This is a genomic window from Pseudomonas sp. JC1203, from assembly GCF_056175065.1.
Window position 1 is genome coordinate 1 of sequence record NZ_JBWCAM010000017.1, and the last position, 16,409, is coordinate 16,409.

The 16,409-nt window shown below is 64.7% G+C and carries 11 protein-coding genes; 8 read left to right on the forward strand and 3 right to left on the reverse strand.

The features are described 5' to 3' along the window. The first annotated feature begins 642 nt into the window (after positions 1 to 642). The 3 genes from AC0SZ7_RS23045 (at position 643) to AC0SZ7_RS23055 (ending at position 7,911) form a co-directional block, all read left to right on the forward strand. Positions 643 to 1,269, forward strand: a complete 627-nt coding sequence (locus tag AC0SZ7_RS23045; RefSeq protein WP_475506529.1) for a response regulator — start codon at positions 643 to 645, stop codon at positions 1,267 to 1,269. Continuing rightward, positions 1,266 to 4,835 carry a transporter substrate-binding domain-containing protein gene (locus AC0SZ7_RS23050; RefSeq protein ID WP_475506530.1) on the forward strand — a complete coding sequence of 1,190 codons (3,570 nt, stop codon included), beginning with the start codon at positions 1,266 to 1,268 and terminating at the stop codon, positions 4,833 to 4,835. Before AC0SZ7_RS23045 ends, AC0SZ7_RS23050 begins: the two co-directional genes overlap by 4 nt. 133 nt (positions 4,836 to 4,968) lie before the next feature. Continuing rightward, complete coding sequence (locus AC0SZ7_RS23055) at positions 4,969 to 7,911, forward strand: HD domain-containing phosphohydrolase (RefSeq protein WP_475506531.1); 2,943 nt, start codon at positions 4,969 to 4,971, stop codon at positions 7,909 to 7,911. Between the two features lie 273 nt (positions 7,912 to 8,184). Here the strand turns inward: AC0SZ7_RS23055 and AC0SZ7_RS23060 are convergent, their stop codons facing one another. Further along, entirely contained in the window at positions 8,185 to 8,529 is a 345-nt protein-coding gene (locus tag AC0SZ7_RS23060) for a YggL family protein (protein WP_475506532.1), read from the reverse strand. Positions 8,530 to 8,758: 229 nt separating this feature from the next. On the opposite strand from AC0SZ7_RS23060, the gene dacB reads away from it, so the two are divergent. The 5 genes from dacB (at position 8,759) to AC0SZ7_RS23085 (ending at position 14,493) form a co-directional block, all read left to right on the forward strand. Then, a complete protein-coding gene (gene dacB / locus AC0SZ7_RS23065; RefSeq protein WP_475506533.1) occupies positions 8,759 to 10,222 on the forward strand; it encodes a D-alanyl-D-alanine carboxypeptidase/D-alanyl-D-alanine endopeptidase in 1,464 nt (487 codons plus the stop codon). Between the two features lie 54 nt (positions 10,223 to 10,276). Then, complete coding sequence (locus AC0SZ7_RS23070) at positions 10,277 to 10,978, forward strand: SOS response-associated peptidase (protein WP_475506534.1); 702 nt, start codon at positions 10,277 to 10,279, stop codon at positions 10,976 to 10,978. Positions 10,979 to 11,018: 40 nt separating this feature from the next. Then, complete coding sequence (locus tag AC0SZ7_RS23075; protein ID WP_475506535.1) at positions 11,019 to 11,345, forward strand: hypothetical protein; 327 nt, start codon at positions 11,019 to 11,021, stop codon at positions 11,343 to 11,345. Positions 11,346 to 11,554: 209 nt separating this feature from the next. Beyond that, positions 11,555 to 13,141, forward strand: coding sequence for an ABC-F family ATPase (locus AC0SZ7_RS23080; protein ID WP_475506536.1), 1,587 nt, complete (start codon positions 11,555 to 11,557; stop codon positions 13,139 to 13,141). A 158-nt stretch (positions 13,142 to 13,299) separates the two neighbouring features. Next, positions 13,300 to 14,493, forward strand: coding sequence for an MFS transporter (locus tag AC0SZ7_RS23085; RefSeq protein WP_475506537.1), 1,194 nt, complete (start codon positions 13,300 to 13,302; stop codon positions 14,491 to 14,493). Here AC0SZ7_RS23085 and AC0SZ7_RS23090 read toward each other — a convergent pair. Both AC0SZ7_RS23090 and AC0SZ7_RS23095 read right to left on the reverse strand, forming a co-directional pair. Then, a complete protein-coding gene (locus AC0SZ7_RS23090; RefSeq protein WP_475506538.1) occupies positions 14,487 to 15,524 on the reverse strand; it encodes an alpha/beta hydrolase family protein in 1,038 nt (345 codons plus the stop codon). The two genes, AC0SZ7_RS23085 and AC0SZ7_RS23090, sit on opposite strands and share 7 nt — an antisense overlap. A gap of 215 nt (positions 15,525 to 15,739) precedes the next feature. Then, positions 15,740 to 16,303: an FMN-dependent NADH-azoreductase gene (locus AC0SZ7_RS23095; protein WP_416425393.1), complete on the reverse strand. Its 564-nt coding sequence runs from the start codon at positions 16,301 to 16,303 to the stop codon at positions 15,740 to 15,742. Positions 16,304 to 16,409: the final 106 nt, after the last annotated feature.

A 16,409-nucleotide genomic window follows, 5' to 3' on the forward strand; every position in this document is an offset into this window, starting at 1 on the left:
ATCCGGACGCCGCCTTCGGCAGCTGCTACAGAGTTGCGCAGCCAAGGCCCTAGCACGCACGGCGTAGGTGGTTTCGTAGCAGCGGCCGCAGGCCGCGTCCAAGGCGCTGCGCTGTTTCTGGCACACCGCAGCGAATCCGGACGCCGCCTTCGGCAGCTGCTACAGAGTTGCGCAGCCAAGGCCCTAGCACGCACGGCGTAGGAGCCGACTTTAGTCGCGATGCAGGCAACGCGGTTTCAAGCCCGTTGCTACTCGGAAAAAGCCTACAACACTTTCGGAATCGTCTGCTCCCCTCGCACTGCCGATATGGAGAATAATCGTCTGTGCCTGTAAGGAAAGTTACCGCAAGCATCAACTCAACCACTCATGTGTATATTTATTTTCAACATCGCACGACAAATACAACAACTAACAGAATATTTTCATACACCATGAACATGAGCAAACACGCACTTTCACGTTGCAACAACACGAACCAATCAACCCCTTGACACTTTAAAAACCAACAAAGCGGTGTATTCTAAAACTTCATTTTCTGTAGGAAATTTCCTATATAGCGCAGATGGCGTGCTTACTCATATGCCACCCCCATTAACTGGGCTAATGTGCGCCTTTTCTTCGTCGCCTGTATGGGAAGTTACTATGAGCACTGCTTTTATTGTTGACGACCACCCGGTCATACGCCTCGCCGTTCGCTTCATCCTGGAGAAGCAGGGCTACACCGTGATCGGTGAATGCAACAACGGCGTCGATGCCATGCAGATGATCCGCGAGAACCCGCCGGACCTGATCATCCTCGACATCAGCATCCCGCGCCTGGACGGCCTTGAGGTGCTGGCGCGCTTTCAGACCATGAATATCGGTTCGCGGATACTGGTACTGACTGCCCAGACACCACCGCTGTTTACCCACCGCTGCATGCAGTCGGGGGCGGCGGGCTATGTGTGCAAGCGTGAGGCCCTGGCAGAGCTGAAGAGTGCCGTTGCGGCGGTAATGACCGGCTACAGTTATTTCCCCAGCACCGTGCTGAGTTCCCCCCCGGTGGCACCCGGCGAGCGTGATGAGATCGAGTTATTCAAAGGTGTGAATGACCGGGAACTGATGGTGCTGCAACTTTTTGCCCAAGGCCACTCCAACAAGGAAATCGCCAAGGGCATGTTTCTCAGCAACAAGACCGTCAGCACTTACAAGAAGCGCCTGATGCAAAAACTGCAGGTAGCCTCGTTGGTCGACCTGATTGAAATTGCCAAGCGCAACTACCTGGTATGAAGACAGTGCGCCGTCGCCTGGCCCTTGTCTGCACCCTGTGCTGCCTTGTCGGCACCACCTTGGCAGAGGACACCCAGCGGCTGCTGTTGCGCGACCACAACGGTGCACAACCGGGGCACGCAGCGCCCAACAACCAAGGCGTGCCCCTGCGCCTGGGCACCTCGGCCCCCGACTACCCACCCTTCGACATCAGCAACGGCCAGGAATACGAGGGCCTGAGCGCCGACTATGCCGCGCTGCTGGGCCAGGCGCTGCACCGGCCGCTGACCGTGCAGCGCTACCCCAGCCGCGACCAGGCCATACAAGCGCTGAGCGAGGGGCGCATCGACCTGCTGGCCAGCGCCAATGGCTATGAAGCGGCCAGGCCCGAGCTGGTGCTGTCGCAGGCCTACGCGGTCGACCGCCCGGTGCTCGTGGCACGGGTAAACGACACCCAGCCGCTGGATGAGCAACTGGCCGGCCGCCGCCTGAGCGTGGTCAACCATTACCTGCCGGCCAGCTACCTGGAAACCCACTACCCCAAGGCGCTGGTGCAGTTTTTCCCTTCGTACCAGAACGCCCTGAATGCCGTGGCGTTCGAGCAGGCCGATGTGTTCCTGGGCGACACCATCTCCACCCATTACCAGATGGACCAGGGCCTGCTGAACAATCTGCGCATGGTCAATTTCAGCCGCGACGAACCGGCAGGTTTCAGCTTCGCCTTGCGGCGCGACAACCAGGCGCTGCTGGACCAGGTCAATACCGCGCTGAACAGCATCGGCCAGGACGTGCGCGAAAGCATTTTCCAGCGCTGGAGCGGCGCCAGTGACCTGCTGCTCACCGACCGCAAGCTGCAACTCAGCCGCCGCGAAGAGAGCTGGCTGGCCGCGCACCCCACCGTGCGGGTGGTGGTGGACGAATCATTCGCGCCCCTGACGTTCTTCGACCGCCAGGGCAACCTGCGCGGCATCAGCGCCGACCTGCTGGAACTGATCCGCCTGCGCACCGGGCTGCAATTCGAGATTCAACGGGCCAACGGCGTGGGCGACATGCTCGAACGCGTGCGCCAGGGCCGTGCCGACCTGATCGCCGCGATCATCCCCAGCGACGAGCGCGAACAGAGCGTGCAGTTCAGCCGCCCCTACCTGAGCAATTCCTACGTGCTGGTCACCGCCGCCAACGCCAGCGGGCCCCTTGAACTGAGCAGCTTCGCCGGGCGCCTGGCCATTACCCGGGGCAACCCGCTGGTGCCGTGGCTGCGCCAGCATTACCCGCAGGCGCGGCTGGTGGAAACCGACGATGCCTTCGCCACCCTCGACCTGCTTGCCCAGGGCCAGGCCGACGCCGGCATCAGCGCCCTGGTGATCGCCCGCCACCTGCTGGCCTCGCCGGTGTTCCGTGACCGCCTGGCCATGCGCAGCACCGTCGGCACTGCGCCGGCCACCTTTGCCATGGCCACCGGCGAACAGGCCGGCGAGCTGGGGCCAATCCTCGACAAGGCGCTGCTGAGCATCGGCCCGGCGGAAATGACCGCCATCACCGCGCGCTGGCGCAACTTCACCCCGGACAGCAACGGCTACTGGCGCAATTATCACCGGCTGATACTGCAGATCGTCGGCGTGGCGGGCGTGCTGCTGGGCCTGGCACTGCTGTGGATTCTGTACATGCGCCGGCAGATACGCCAGCGCCTAGCCGCAGAGCGCGCCCTGGCCGACCAGTTCCAGTTCATGCGCGCGCTGGTGGACGGTACGCCCCACCCCATCTACGTGCGCGACCGTCACGGCTGCCTGCTCAGTTGCAACGACAGCTACCTGAAGACCTTCGCTGCGCGCCGCGAAGCCGTCATCGGCAAGACCGTCGAGCAAGGCGTGCTGCTGGATGCCGAGCAGGCCCGCGCCTTTCACCTGGACTACCTGCAGGTGATGGCACAGGGCAAGCCGCTGGTCATGGACCGGCCGTTGCGCCTGGGTGACCGCACCTTGCACATTTACCACTGGATATTGCCGTACCGCGACACCGCAGGCCTGGTGCAGGGCGTGATCGGCGGCTGGGTGGACATCAGCGAGCGCCACCAGTTGCTGGAAGACCTGAGCCAGGCCAAGGAGCAGGCCGACCAGGCCAACCGCGCCAAGAGCACGTTCCTGACCACCATGAGCCACGAGATCCGCACGCCCATGAATGCCCTGATTGGCATGCTGGAGCTGGCGTTGCGGCGCGCCGAGCACAACCAGCTGGACCGCGGCGCCATCGAGGTGGCCTACGGCTCTGCCCGTGACTTGCTGGCGCTGATCGGCGACATTCTCGACGTGTCACGCATCGAAGCCGGGCACCTGACGCTCAAGCTCGAACGCACGCAGCCCATGCGGGTGATCAGCGATGTGGCGCGCATTTTCGAAGGCCTGGCCCGCGACAAGGGCCTGCAACTGCTGGTGCAGGTACCGGCCGGGCCGCAACCGGACGTAACCCTGGACCCCTTGCGCCTGAAGCAGGTGCTGTCGAACCTGGTCAGCAACGCGATAAAATTCACCGACAAGGGCCAGGTCACCATCGACCTGCGCATGGTGCCCGGTACCGCCCCGGGCACCCGCCAGGTGCACGTACAGGTCAGCGACAGCGGTATCGGCATCGCCGCTCACGATCGCCAGCGCCTGTTCCAACCCTTCGTGCAGGTAGACCCCGGCAGCCGCCGGGCGCGCAGCGGTACCGGCCTGGGCCTGATGATCAGCAAAAGCCTCTGCGAACTGATGGGCGCCAGCCTGGAACTGCACAGCGAACCGGGCCGGGGCACCCAGGTGTGCCTGGGCCTTGTGGCCGAGGAGTTGCCGCCCCTGGAAAACGTCGAAACCCCCGCCCCACCGTCAGCCGCCTTGTTGAGCGGCCTGCGCGTGCTGGTGGTGGATGACCACCCTGCCAACCGCCTGCTGATGACCCAGCAACTGGAGTTCCTGGGCGTGGGCGCCACCACCGCCGATAACGGCAACACCGGCCTGCAGGCGGCATTGGCCGGGGTTTTCGACGTACTGCTGGTGGACTGCAACATGCCCGGCATGGACGGCTACGAACTGACCCGGCGCCTGCGCCAGCACGAGCGCGATCACGACCAGCACCCGCGGGTGATTTTCGGCTACACCGCCAGCGCCCAGCACCAGGAGCGCGAGCGCTGCCTGGCCGCGGGCATGAATGACTGCCTGTTCAAACCCATCAGCCTCACTGACCTGACCCTAGCCCTGGAAGCCATGACCGTGAACGCCCGCAACCACATCATCGACCTCAGCCAACTGGCCTCATTGACCGGCGGCAACCCCGACATGGAACGCCGCCTGCTGGAGCAGGTGCGGCGCAGCTGCAAGGAGGACCGCGAGGCCCTGCTGGCGGCCAAGGGTGCCGCCGCACTGTTCGACCTGGCGCACCGCATCAAGGGCGCGGCCCGCATCGTCGCCGCCAGCGCCCTGACCCAGGCTTGCGAAGCCCTGGAAGCGGCGTGCAAACACCGCGACCCGCACGTTTCGCCCAACCAGGTGATCCGGGCCATGGACATGCTGGAAAAAGCCCTGGCACATCATTTGGAAAACCCGCCGCACCGTTGAAGCGCAGGCCTTGTAAAGCAGCACACGGTTGGCCATTATCGGCTCGCAAGGGCTGCGGTGATCAGGCTCTGCACACTGCTTGCCACGGCCGCGTCTGGCAGGCGGTGGACGCATCCTCAAGGAGTGATTCGCGATGCCCAGGCTCTTCCAACGCCGCTTTCCACTGCACGTGCACATCAGTGCCATGTTCACCCTGCTGCTGTTGTTGACCGGCACGGTGCTGGGCCTGTTCAACTACCGGCAAACCTCGCAGATCATCCTGTCCAGCAGCCAGGCGCTGTTCTCACGCATCGACCAGGACGTGCGCCTGGACATCGACCACACCTACCTGCCCATTCGCCACCTGCTCAGCCTGCTGGCGCTCAACGATGCAGCCCAGACCGCCAGCCTCGAACAACGCCTGGCCCTGCTGGAGCCCATGGCGCAGTCGCTGGCCGACAACCCCAACCTGGCGTCGCTGTACACCGGCTACGGCAACGGTGACTTCTTCATGGTGCGGCCGCTGCGCACCGCGGCGCTGCGCGAGCACTTCGCCGCGCCCGCCGACGCGCTGTACCAGGTGTGGAGCATCGAGCACGACAGCGCCGGCGTCACTCATTCGCAGTCGCTGATGTTCGACCGCTCGCTGAACCTGATCAGCCGCCACGACATCACCGACGACCCCTACGACCCGCGCAGCCGCGACTGGTTTGGCCGCGCGCTGGGCGATCGCGGGCAGATCACCACCGACCCCTACGTGTTTTTCTCCAGCCACGCGGTGGGCACCACCCTGGCGCTGCGGGTGAACGACCATGCGGTGATCGGCGCCGACCTGACTCTGGACGATCTCAGCGCCACCCTGGCCAAGCACCGCGTCACGCCGCACACGCAAATTGCCCTGTTCGATCATGACGGCAACGCAGTCGCCTACCCCGACAACCAGCGCCTGATTACCCAGAGCGGCACCGCGCAACTGGTCAAGGTCGCGGACCTGGACCCGGCGCTGGCCGCGCTGCTGGCCACCGGTGCCGGGGCCGACAACCGCCTGCACGTCAACGGCCGCAACTGGGTGGTGTCGCGCAGCAGCATCGACCAGGGCGCCCCCGATGGCCTGCAACTGGCCCTGCTGGTGCCCGAGGATGAGCTGCTGGCCGACGCCTACCGCCTGCGCTGGCAAGGCGCGCTGGTGACCCTGACCATTCTGCTGCTGTGCCTGCCGGTGGGCTGGCTGACCTCGCGCCTGCTGGTCAAGCCGCTGTATGCACTGGTAAAGGAGGCCGATGCCATCCGCAGCTTCGACTTCAAGCGCCCGGCCACGCGCCGCTCGCCGGTGCTGGAGGTGGACCAGCTGACCGAGTCCATGCACCGCATGAAGCAGACCCTGGCCAGCTTCTTCGAGATCACTGCCACCTTGTCGGCGGAAACCCGCTTCGAACCCTTGCTCAAGCGCGTGCTGCAGGAAACCGTGAACCTGAGCAACGCCCAGGCCGGCATCATCTACCTGTACGACAGCGACAGTGGCCAAGTGCAGCCCAACGGTTTGATCATCAACGGCAAGCGCCGCAACGTCGGCCATTACGGGCTCACCGCCCACACCCTGGGCGCCAGCGATACCCCGGAGTGGCTGCAGGCACTTGGCGCGCAGCACGATAGCGTGGTGACCTCCATCGGCTTCGACCAGGCCCGCGATCTCAAGCAGGTCATGCTCAAGCTCGACAGCCCGCGCCTGGACCTGATCAGCGTGCGCCTGCACAACCGGCGCGGCGAAACCATCGGCGTGCTGGTGCTGCTGCACCGCGACACCGGCAGCCGCAGCGACCTGGCCAAGTTCAGCTCCGACCGCATCGCCTTCATCCAGGCGGTGTCGGGCGTGGCCGCCGCCAGCATCGAAGGCCAGCGCCAGCAGGTGCACCAGCAGCAACTGCTGGACGCCTTCATCCAGATAATCGCCGGCGCCATCGACGCCAAGAGCCCCTACACCGGCGGCCACTGCCAGCGCGTGCCGGTGCTGACCAAAATGCTCGCCCGCGCCGCCGCCGACAGCCCGGCCGCGCCGTTTGCCGCCTACCAGCCCAGCGAAGAGGAATGGGAGGCGCTGCACATTGCCGCGTGGCTGCACGACTGCGGCAAGGTGACCACGCCCGAATACGTGGTGGACAAAGCCACCAAGCTGGAAACCCTGTACGACCGTATCCACGAGATTCGCACCCGTTTCGAGGTGCTCAAGCGCGATGCCTGGGTCAGCTATTGGCAGCAACGCGCCGAAGGCGGCGATGAAGCGACGCTGGCCAGCGCCCGCGACGCCGAACTGCAGGCGCTGGACGATGACTTTGCCTTCGTTGCCCGCTGCAACCTGGGCGGCGAGTTCATGGACGCCGCCAGCCTGGAACGCCTGGCGCGCATCGCCGAACGCAGCTGGCTGCGCACCCTGGACGACCGCCTGGGCGTGTCCTGGGAAGAAAACCACCGCCAGGAGCGCAGCCCGGCGCCGGCGCTGCCGGTACGCGAAACATTGCTGGCCGACCGCCCCGAGCACCTGTTCGAACGCCCGGAAAACGAACGCATGCCCGCCGACAACCCCTGGGGTTTCAACATGCAGGTGCCGGCCTACAAGTTCAACCGCGGCGAGCTGTACAACCTCAGCATCGGCCGCGGCACGCTGACGGCCGAGGAGCGCTACATCATCAACCACCACATGGTGCAGACCATTCTGATGCTCGGCCGCCTGCCGTTCCCCAGCCACCTGCAGAACGTGGTGGAAATGGCCGGCGGGCACCACGAGAAAATGGACGGCAGCGGTTACCCGCGCGGGCTCACCCGCGAGCAGATGAGCGTGCCGGCAAGGGTCATGGCCATCGCCGACATCTTCGAAGCCCTGACCGCCGCCGACCGCCCTTACAAAAAGGGCAAGACCCTCAGCGAGGCGCTGAACATCATGGCGTTCATGTGCCGCGACGCGCACATCGACCCCGAGCTGTTCGAGCTGTTCCTGCGCAGCGGCGTGTACATGGACTACGCCCGCGAATATCTGCCGGCGCAGCAATTGGACAAAGTCGACATCGAGCAGGTCCTGGCCAAGGCCGGCGTACTGGCGTAGCAGCGACGGGGCGGCCATGCGCCGGAGGCCGCGTCCAAAGGCCACGCGCAACACCACCCCCCCGGCAAACCCCGGACGCCGCCTGCGGCAGCTGCTACGCGACACGCACAACGCGGTTCCTGTAGCAGCGGCCGCAGGCCGCGTCCAAGGCACCGCGCTGTTCCCGGCACACCGTGGCGAACCCTGACGCAGCCGCGATTGCTACGTCATCAGCACCCAAACGCCAGGCACAAAAAAGCCGCTGGCTGGCAGCGGCTTCTTCGTTGACTCGGATCAGGCGACCGGGTTGATCGGCTTTTCCGGGTACCAGGCGTCCAGCAGCGGGCTGACTTCGATAGTGGTCAGCTCGTCACGGCCCTTGAGCCAGGCTTCAACGGCAGCGCGTTGCTCTTCGTTGACCGAGCCACGCTGAACGGTGCACACCAGGCCCACGTCATCGGTACCGACGTAGTCCAGGCCGTTGGCGTCCATGGCGTCAGCCAGGAAGGCGTCGAGGAATGCGTCGATTGCCTGGTCGTCCAGGTCTTCCTTGAAGCCCAGGTTCAGTTCGAAACCCAGCTCCTGGAATTCATCCACGCAGAGTTTTTTGCGCAGACGGCGGGAACGGTTAGTGGCCATGAAACAATCCTCTTGAGTATTAACGCGCGGCACTTTACCAGTTTCGGCGGCCGCCTGCCCCGTTTCCTGCAAGCAAACCCGCCCAAGTGTCGAAAAAAACATGAATTAGCTGTCAGCCGGGCCAAAGCACTAAAACCTTGGGGCATAATGCCGACACTTTTATGTACGGGGGCCTTCACCTTTTCGCGCCCTCATCTTTTCACCCCTCGCCCGCAGGGTCTTTTTCATCATGATCAAATCGTTCCGCCCCCTCTTGCTCGCAGGCCTGATGCTGCCCCTGGCCCTGCCCGCCCATGCCGCCCCGCTGAACACCAGCCTGCCGCCGAAAGTGGCGCAGGCGCTGAAGACCAGCAAGATCGGCGACAATTCGCTGTCGCTGGTGATGGTGCCGCTCAACGGCCCGGGCACGCCCACCGTGTTCAACGCCGACGTGTCGGTGAACCCGGCCTCGACCATGAAGACCATCACCACCTTCGCTGCCCTGGAACTGCTGGGCCCCAACTACCAGTGGAAGACCGAGTTCTACACCGATGGCACCCTGAGCAACGGCGTGCTGCACGGCAACCTGTACCTCAAGGGCGGCGGCGACCCCAAGCTGAACATGGAAAAGCTCTGGCTGCTGATGCGTGACCTGCGCGCCAACGGCGTGCAACAGGTCACCGGTGACCTGGTGCTGGACCGCAGCTACTTCATCCAGCCTACCTTGCCGGTGTTCGACGACGACGGCGGCGACGAGAACGCGCCGTTCCTGGTGCGCCCGGACGCGCTGATGGTCAACCTCAAGGCGCTGCGCTTCGTGGCCCGCAACGACGGCGGCAAAGTGTCGGTGTCGGTCGAGCCGCCGATCGCCAGCATCCACGTCGATAACCAGGTCAAGGCGCTGGCCAGCAAAACCTGCGGTGGCGACGTGCGCTACAACCCGGTGACCGCCGCCGATGGCATCAGCGTCGTGGTCAGCGGCAACCTGGGTGAAGGCTGCAGCTCGCAGACCTACCTGTCGCTGCTCGACCACCCCACCTACACCGCAGGCGCCGTGCGCGCCATCTGGAGCGAACTGGGCGGCAGCATCGCCGGCCGCGACCGCGAGGCGGTGGTGCCCAAGGACGCCAAGCTGCTGGCCCGCGCGTTCTCGCCGGACCTGGCCGAGATCATTCGCGACATCAACAAATACAGCAACAACACCATGGCCCAGCAGCTGTTCCTGAGCATCGGCGCGCGCTACCGCACCGATGCCGACGCTGACGACGCCAAGGCCGCCCAGCGCGTGATCCGCGCCTGGATGGCGCGCAAGGGCATCCCCGCCAGCCACCTGGTGATGGAGAACGGCTCGGGCCTGTCACGCGGCGAGCGCGTCAGTGCCCGTGAGCTGGCAACCATGCTGCAGGTTGCCTGGAAAAGCCCGTACGCTGCCGAGTTCATGAGCTCGCTGCCGATCATCGGCACCGACGGCACCATGCGCAAGCGCCTGAAAACCACGGCGCTGGCCGGCGAAGGCCACGTCAAGACCGGCACCCTGAACACCGTGCGCGCCATCGCCGGCTTCAGCCGCGACGACAACGGCAACAGCTGGGCCGTGGTGGCCATCCTCAACGACCCGAAACCGTGGGGTGCTTCCTCGGTGCTGGACCAGGCCCTGCTTGACCTGTACCGCCAGCCCAAGGGCGCAAACCAGGGTGTATCGCTGAACCCCTGAGTTTGAAAAACGCGCCGCACTGCTACGCTTGACTGCATCAACGAGGGCCAGGCGATGTGCGGACGTTTCTCCCAGGCAGCGCGGATGGACCAGTACCTGCTGGAACTGGAATTCATCACCCGCGCCGTGCACGGCGACCCGCCGGCCACGGCGCGCTACAACGTGGCGCCCACCACCCGGGTGCCGTTGCTGCGCGTGGACGAGCAAGGGCTGCGCATCGACGCGGCTCGCTGGGGCTGGGCCCCTTCCTGGGCTGCCGACAAACGCCCGGCGCCCATCAATGCCCGCGTCGAGACCGTCGCCAGCAGCCGCTTCTTCAAGGGCCTGTGGCCGTCCGGCCGCGTGCTGGTGCCGGCCGACGGCTGGTACGAATGGGTGAAAGACCCCGCGCACCCCAAGCTCAAGCAACCCTGGTTCATCCGCCTCAACAGCGGCGCCCCGCTATTTTTCGCCGGGCTTGCCCAGGTAAGCGGCGACAATGACGGCTTCGTCATCATCACCGATGAAAGCGACCAGGGCATGGTCGACATCCACGACCGCCGCCCCGTGGTGCTGGCTCCCGACGCCGCCCGCGCCTGGCTCGACCCCGGCCTCGGCGCCGCCCAGGCCGAAGCCCTGGCCCGCCATGAAGGCCGCCCCGTGGCCGACTTCCAGTGGTACCGCGTGGGGCCCGAAGTGGGCAACGTACGCAACGAAGGCGCCGGCCTGATTGCACCGTTGAGCACGCCCGACTCGGCAGGCGACCTCTTTATGTGAGAAAATCAGCATTGATTTCAAATGCTTGGAGAAACACGGTTTGGTTACACACTACTCACCGAACGGCAGCGACATCGCCTGTGGCCGCAACACCCCCAACGTCGTCAGCTGCGCGAACCCTGAGGAAGTTTCCTGCAAATCCTGCCTGAAATCCCTGGGCAAGAGCGATGCAGCGCCAAAGGCGCAGAAGAACACCACCCCCTCCCTGGCCGAGATCCGCCAGCAGCGGATGCAGGCACAAGCCGCCGCCAAGGCCCAGCCCAAGGCCGGCTTCTGCTTCCACGCCAACTGGCGCCAGCGCCTGACCGCACTGCCCAACACTTGCCGCCTGCCGCGCGGCAGCGCGAACGCCCAGCCGTTCGTCTGAGATCTCTGTGCAGGACGCGGCCTGCGGCCGCTGCTACAGGTTTCGTGTAGCAGCGGCCGCTGCGCGATTGCGTTTCGCCCACGGCCCCGGCTGTGAGACAATGGCCGCAACGTCCGGTATGACTCCCGCACTCCTCTCCCCGCAGCTCGACCCTAGGGCCTGATGCTGCTGTCGACGTTTGCGCCTTAAGTTATTGATAGGTAAGTCTTTTGATCTCCACAGCTAACATCACCATGCAGTTCGGCGCCAAGCCGCTGTTCGAGAACGTCTCGGTCAAGTTCAACGGCGGCAACCGTTACGGCCTGATCGGCGCCAACGGTTGCGGCAAGTCGACCTTCATGAAAATCCTCGGCGGCGACCTCGACCCGTCCGGTGGCCAGGTGATGCTGGAGCCGAACGTGCGCCTGGGTAAGCTGCGCCAGGACCAGTTCGCCTACGAGCAGTTCACCGTGATCGACACCGTCATCATGGGCCATGAAGAGCTGTGGAAGGTCAAGGCCGAGCGCGACCGCATCTACTCGCTGCCGGAAATGAGCGAAGAAGACGGCATGGCCGTGGCCGAGCTGGAAACCGAGTTCGCCGAAATGGACGGCTACACCGCCGAATCGCGCGCCGGCGAGCTGCTGCTGGGCCTGGGCATTCCCCTGGAACAGCATTTCGGCCCGATGACCGAAGTATCCCCAGGCTGGAAACTGCGTGTGCTGCTGGCACAGGCGCTGTTCTCCGACCCTGAAGTGCTGTTGCTCGACGAACCGACCAACCACCTGGACATCAACACCATTCGCTGGCTGGAGAACATCCTGACCCAGCGTTCCAGCCTGATGATCATCATCTCTCACGACCGTCACTTCCTGAACAGCGTGTGCACCCACATGGCTGACCTGGACTACGGCGAGCTGCGCCTGTTCCCGGGCAACTACGACGAGTACATGACCGTGGCGACCCAGTCCCGCGAGCAGCTGCTGTCGGACAACGCCAAGAAGAAAGCGCAGATCTCGGAACTGCAATCGTTCGTCAGCCGCTTCTCGGCCAACGCCTCGAAAGCCAAGCAGGCCACTTCCCGCGCCAAGGCCATCGACAAGATCCAGCTGGCCGAGGTCAAGCCTTCGAGCCGCGTGAGCCCGTTCATTCGTTTCGAACAGACCAAGAAGCTGCACCGCCAGGCGGTCATCGTCGAGAACATGGCCAAGGGCTTCGACGGCAAGCCGCTGTTCAAGGACTTCAGCTTCCAGGTTGAAGCCGGCGAGCGCGTGGCCATCATCGGCCCGAACGGTATCGGCAAGACCACCCTGCTGCGCACCCTGGTCAACGAACTGACCCCGGATGCCGGTAGCGTCAAGTGGACCGACGCCGCGGAACTGGGCTACTACGCCCAGGACCACGCCCACGACTTCGAAGACGACGTCACCCTGTTCGACTGGATGGGCCAGTGGACCCAGGGCGAGCAGATGATCCGTGGCACCCTGGGCCGCATGCTGTTCTCCAACGACGAGATCCAGAAGTCGGTGAAGGTGATTTCCGGTGGTGAGCAAGGCCGCATGCTGTTCGGCAAGCTGATCCTGCAAAAGCCGAACGTGCTGATCATGGACGAACCGACCAACCACCTGGACATGGAATCCATCGAATCGCTGAACCTGGCGCTGGAAAACTACCCGGGCACGCTGATCTTCGTCAGCCACGACCGTGAGTTCGTATCGTCCCTGGCCACCCGCATCATCGAGTTGAGCGCCACCGGCGTCATCGACTTCAGCGGCACCTACGACGACTACCTGCGCAGCCAGGGCGTGACATTCTAAGCAGCCTGTGGGAGCTGGCTTGCCAGCGAGTTTTTTGGACAACCCCAAAAGCTCGCTGGCGAGCCAGCTCCCACATGTTCGTTAGGTGGCTTCCAATTCCATCCCTACCCCGCCATCATGATCCAACTCTCTAACCGCCCGCCCGCGAACGAGTTGCCATGACTGCCGCCGAACCGCTTCCGCCCGCCAGCAACCTCAGCATCACCCTCAAGATCGTCTCGATCGTGTTCTACACCTTCATCGCCTTCCTCTGCATCGGCCTGCCGATTGCGGTGCTGCCCGGCTATGTCCACGATCAACTGGGCTTCAGCGCCGTGGTGGCGGGCCTGACCATAGGTTCCCAGTACCTGGCCACCCTGCTCAGCCGCCCCATGGCGGGGCGCGCGGCAGACAGCCTGGGCACCAAGCGGGCGATCGTGCTGGGGCTGGGCGGCATCGCCATCAGCGGCGCGCTGACCCTGCTGTCGACCCTGCTGCAAAGCCTGCCCCTGGCCAGCCTCGGCATTCTGCTGCTGGCGCGGGTGCTGCTGGGCATCGCCCAGGGCCTGATTGGCGTGGGCACCATCAGTTGGGGTATCGGCCAGGTGGGCAGCGAGCAGACGGCGCGGGTAATTTCCTGGAACGGCATCGCCTCCTACGGCGCCATCGCCCTGGGCGCGCCGCTGGGCGTGCTGATGGTGGGCGCGGCAGGCTTCAACACCTTGGGGTTGGCGCTGACCACGCTGGCGGTGCTGGCCCTGCTGTGCATTCGCAACAAGGCATCGGTGCCCGTGGTGCGTGGCGAACGGCTGCCGTTCTGGGCCGCCTTCGGGCGCGTGGCGCCGTATGGCGTCAGCCTGACCCTGGCATCCATCGGCTACGGCACCCTGACCACCTTCATCACCCTGTATTACCTGGACCGCGGTTGGACCGGCGCAGCCTATTGCCTGACCGCTTTCGGCCTGAGCTTCATCGTTTCCCGGCTGGTGTTCATCAACGCCATCAACCGCCTGGGCGGCTTCACCGTGGCGGTCAGCTGCATGGCCATCGAAACCCTGGGGCTGGCGTTGGTGTGGCTGGCCCCCACCACCGGCTTGACCCTGGTAGGCGCCAGCCTGGCCGGCTTCGGCCTGTCGCTGGTGTACCCGGCGCTTGGCGTGCTGGCAATCAGCCAAGTGCCCAGCACCAGCCGCGGGGCTGGGCTGAGCGCGTTCGCGGTGTTCTTCGACCTGGCCCTGGCGGTCGCCGGGCCCTTGATGGGCTTGGTGGCCCTGCACCTGGGCTACCCGTGGATCTTCTTCTGCGCAGCGCTGCTGTCGCTCGGCGGCCTGGGCCTGGTACTGCTGCTGGCGCGCCGCTCAGCCGCTCACTGATCTGCGGTCTGCAGCCCGGCGTGGCTGGGCTCGCTCAGGGTCTGGGCGAAGAAGTGCCCGGCCTGGCGTACCAGGTCGCGGTGGATGTCCACCCGGTTGACGCCGTCGGCGTCGTTGCACAGGCCCGGCATGCGCGCCTTCTGCTCGTCATCGCACGGCGCCATGAACACGAAGTGCCCGGCACCGGCCAGCAGTTTGTAATCCGACACCTTGGGCAGCTTGCGCGCCAGGGCGGCGGCGTTCTTGTCCAAAGACAGCAGCTTGTCGCTGTCGCCGCTGTAGATCAGCGTCGGCACCTGCACCTGGGACAGCGCCTGGCGGTTGAACATCAGCCCCAGCGGCGCCATCAGCAGCAGCGCCTTCACCCGCGGGTCGGCGGCGGCGTGCAGGTCGCCACGGTCCACCACCAGCTCGCCGCCGGTCTGGCAGGCGTCGGCGTCCTTGGGAAACTCGGCGCAGTATTTGCGCAGGCGGTCGAAATTGGGCTGCGCGCCGGACAGGATCAGCGCGGTTTCGCCGCCGGCCGAATAGCCGATCACGCCGATCTGGTCGGGGTCGATGAAGGGCGACAGCATGGGCGCGGCCAGCGCCGAGGTAATGGCTTCGGAAATCTGCAGCGGCCGGCCATACAGGTTGCTCACCGCACCCAGGCGGCTGTGGTCCTTGTAGTTGTCACCGGGGTGGTAGACCGCCACCACCACGAAGCCCTTGCGGGTCAGTGAGGTGATCAGGTCGTGCAGGGCCAGCGGCGTGCCGGCGTTGCCGTGGGAGAGCATCAGCATGGGGTAGCGGCCCATGGCAATGCGCGCATCCTCGGTGGCCTCGACCTTGTAGCCCTCGATGGCCGTGACCTGCTCGCGCTGGTTCGAGGGGTAGAACGCCAGCGCCTGCATGGGCTGGTGGTCGAGCGGGTCGAGGAAGGTCAGGCGATGAAAGCCCACGCTCCAGTGCGCGGGCGGCGCGGCCCACGCCTGCACCGAAAGCAGGCCAAGGGCCAGACACATGAGAACTTTTGCACAAAGACGCATCATGGGATGCCCACCTTTGCTACCCGCCCGATAGGAACCTTTCGCAGTGATCACAGTGTACGTCCAGTTGGGGCCGCCACCGAATGAAAGGTTAGTCAGCTATGCACAAGCATAACCCGGGCCAAAAGCCGCGCATCATACGCGAATGCCGCGCAAAGCAAAGCGCCCGTGGTGCTTTGAGCAACCACGGGCGCTTGGGTTCAGCGTATTTCGATCTATCAGGCGGCGAACAATTTCGAATCGATCTTGGCCTGTGCACCGGCCAGGGCCTTGGTGCGAACTTCGTCACCGTAGGCCAGGCCTTCGGCGCGAACGATTTCGATGTCGGTGATGCCGATGAAGCCCAGCAGCACTTTCAGGAACTCTTCGTGGGCGACGCCCGATGGCTGGCCAGCGTGGATGCCGCCGGAAGTGGAAACGATCACCACTTTCTTGCCGCCGCACAGGCCTTCAGGGCCGGCTTCGGTGTAGCGGAAGGTGGTACCGGCCACACAGATGCGGTCGATCCAGGCCTTCAGCTGGGTCGGGATGGAGAAGTTGTACATCGGCGCGCCGATCACAACCACGTCGGCAGCCAGGAATTCGCCCAGGGTGTCGGCCGACAGCTTGGCTTCCACTTCGCCGCCAGCCAGGGTGGCGGACGAGAAGTGAGTCAGGGCTTCGGCGGCCAGGTCACGGTAGGTAACCTCGGCACCTTCGAAGGACTGAACCACGGCGCGGCTCAGCTGACGGGAGGCGGAATTGTCGCCGAGAATGCTGGAATCGATGTGCAACAGTTTCATGGGTAGCTCCTGTCTATTAAGCCGCCGGGGCAGCTGGAATGGTGATCATCCTACCGGGATGCGGAATGGATGATTAGTCCCTTCATTTGCGTTAGATTGTCCCACA

Excerpts from the sequence above, each read along its gene's own strand:
- AC0SZ7_RS23045 (WP_475506529.1), top strand. The coding sequence starts at position 643 with ATGAGCACTGCTTTTATTGTTGACGACCACCCGGTCATACGCCTCGCC.
- AC0SZ7_RS23050 (WP_475506530.1), top strand. The coding sequence starts at position 1,266 with ATGAAGACAGTGCGCCGTCGCCTGGCCCTTGTCTGCACCCTGTGCTGC.
- AC0SZ7_RS23055 (WP_475506531.1), top strand. The coding sequence starts at position 4,969 with ATGCCCAGGCTCTTCCAACGCCGCTTTCCACTGCACGTGCACATCAGT.
- AC0SZ7_RS23060 (WP_475506532.1), bottom strand. The coding sequence starts at position 8,529 with ATGGCCACTAACCGTTCCCGCCGTCTGCGCAAAAAACTCTGCGTGGAT.
- dacB (WP_475506533.1), top strand. The coding sequence starts at position 8,759 with ATGATCAAATCGTTCCGCCCCCTCTTGCTCGCAGGCCTGATGCTGCCC.
- AC0SZ7_RS23070 (WP_475506534.1), top strand. The coding sequence starts at position 10,277 with ATGTGCGGACGTTTCTCCCAGGCAGCGCGGATGGACCAGTACCTGCTG.
- AC0SZ7_RS23085 (WP_475506537.1), top strand. The coding sequence starts at position 13,300 with ATGACTGCCGCCGAACCGCTTCCGCCCGCCAGCAACCTCAGCATCACC.
- AC0SZ7_RS23090 (WP_475506538.1), bottom strand. The coding sequence starts at position 15,524 with ATGATGCGTCTTTGTGCAAAAGTTCTCATGTGTCTGGCCCTTGGCCTG.
- AC0SZ7_RS23095 (WP_416425393.1), bottom strand. The coding sequence starts at position 16,303 with ATGAAACTGTTGCACATCGATTCCAGCATTCTCGGCGACAATTCCGCC.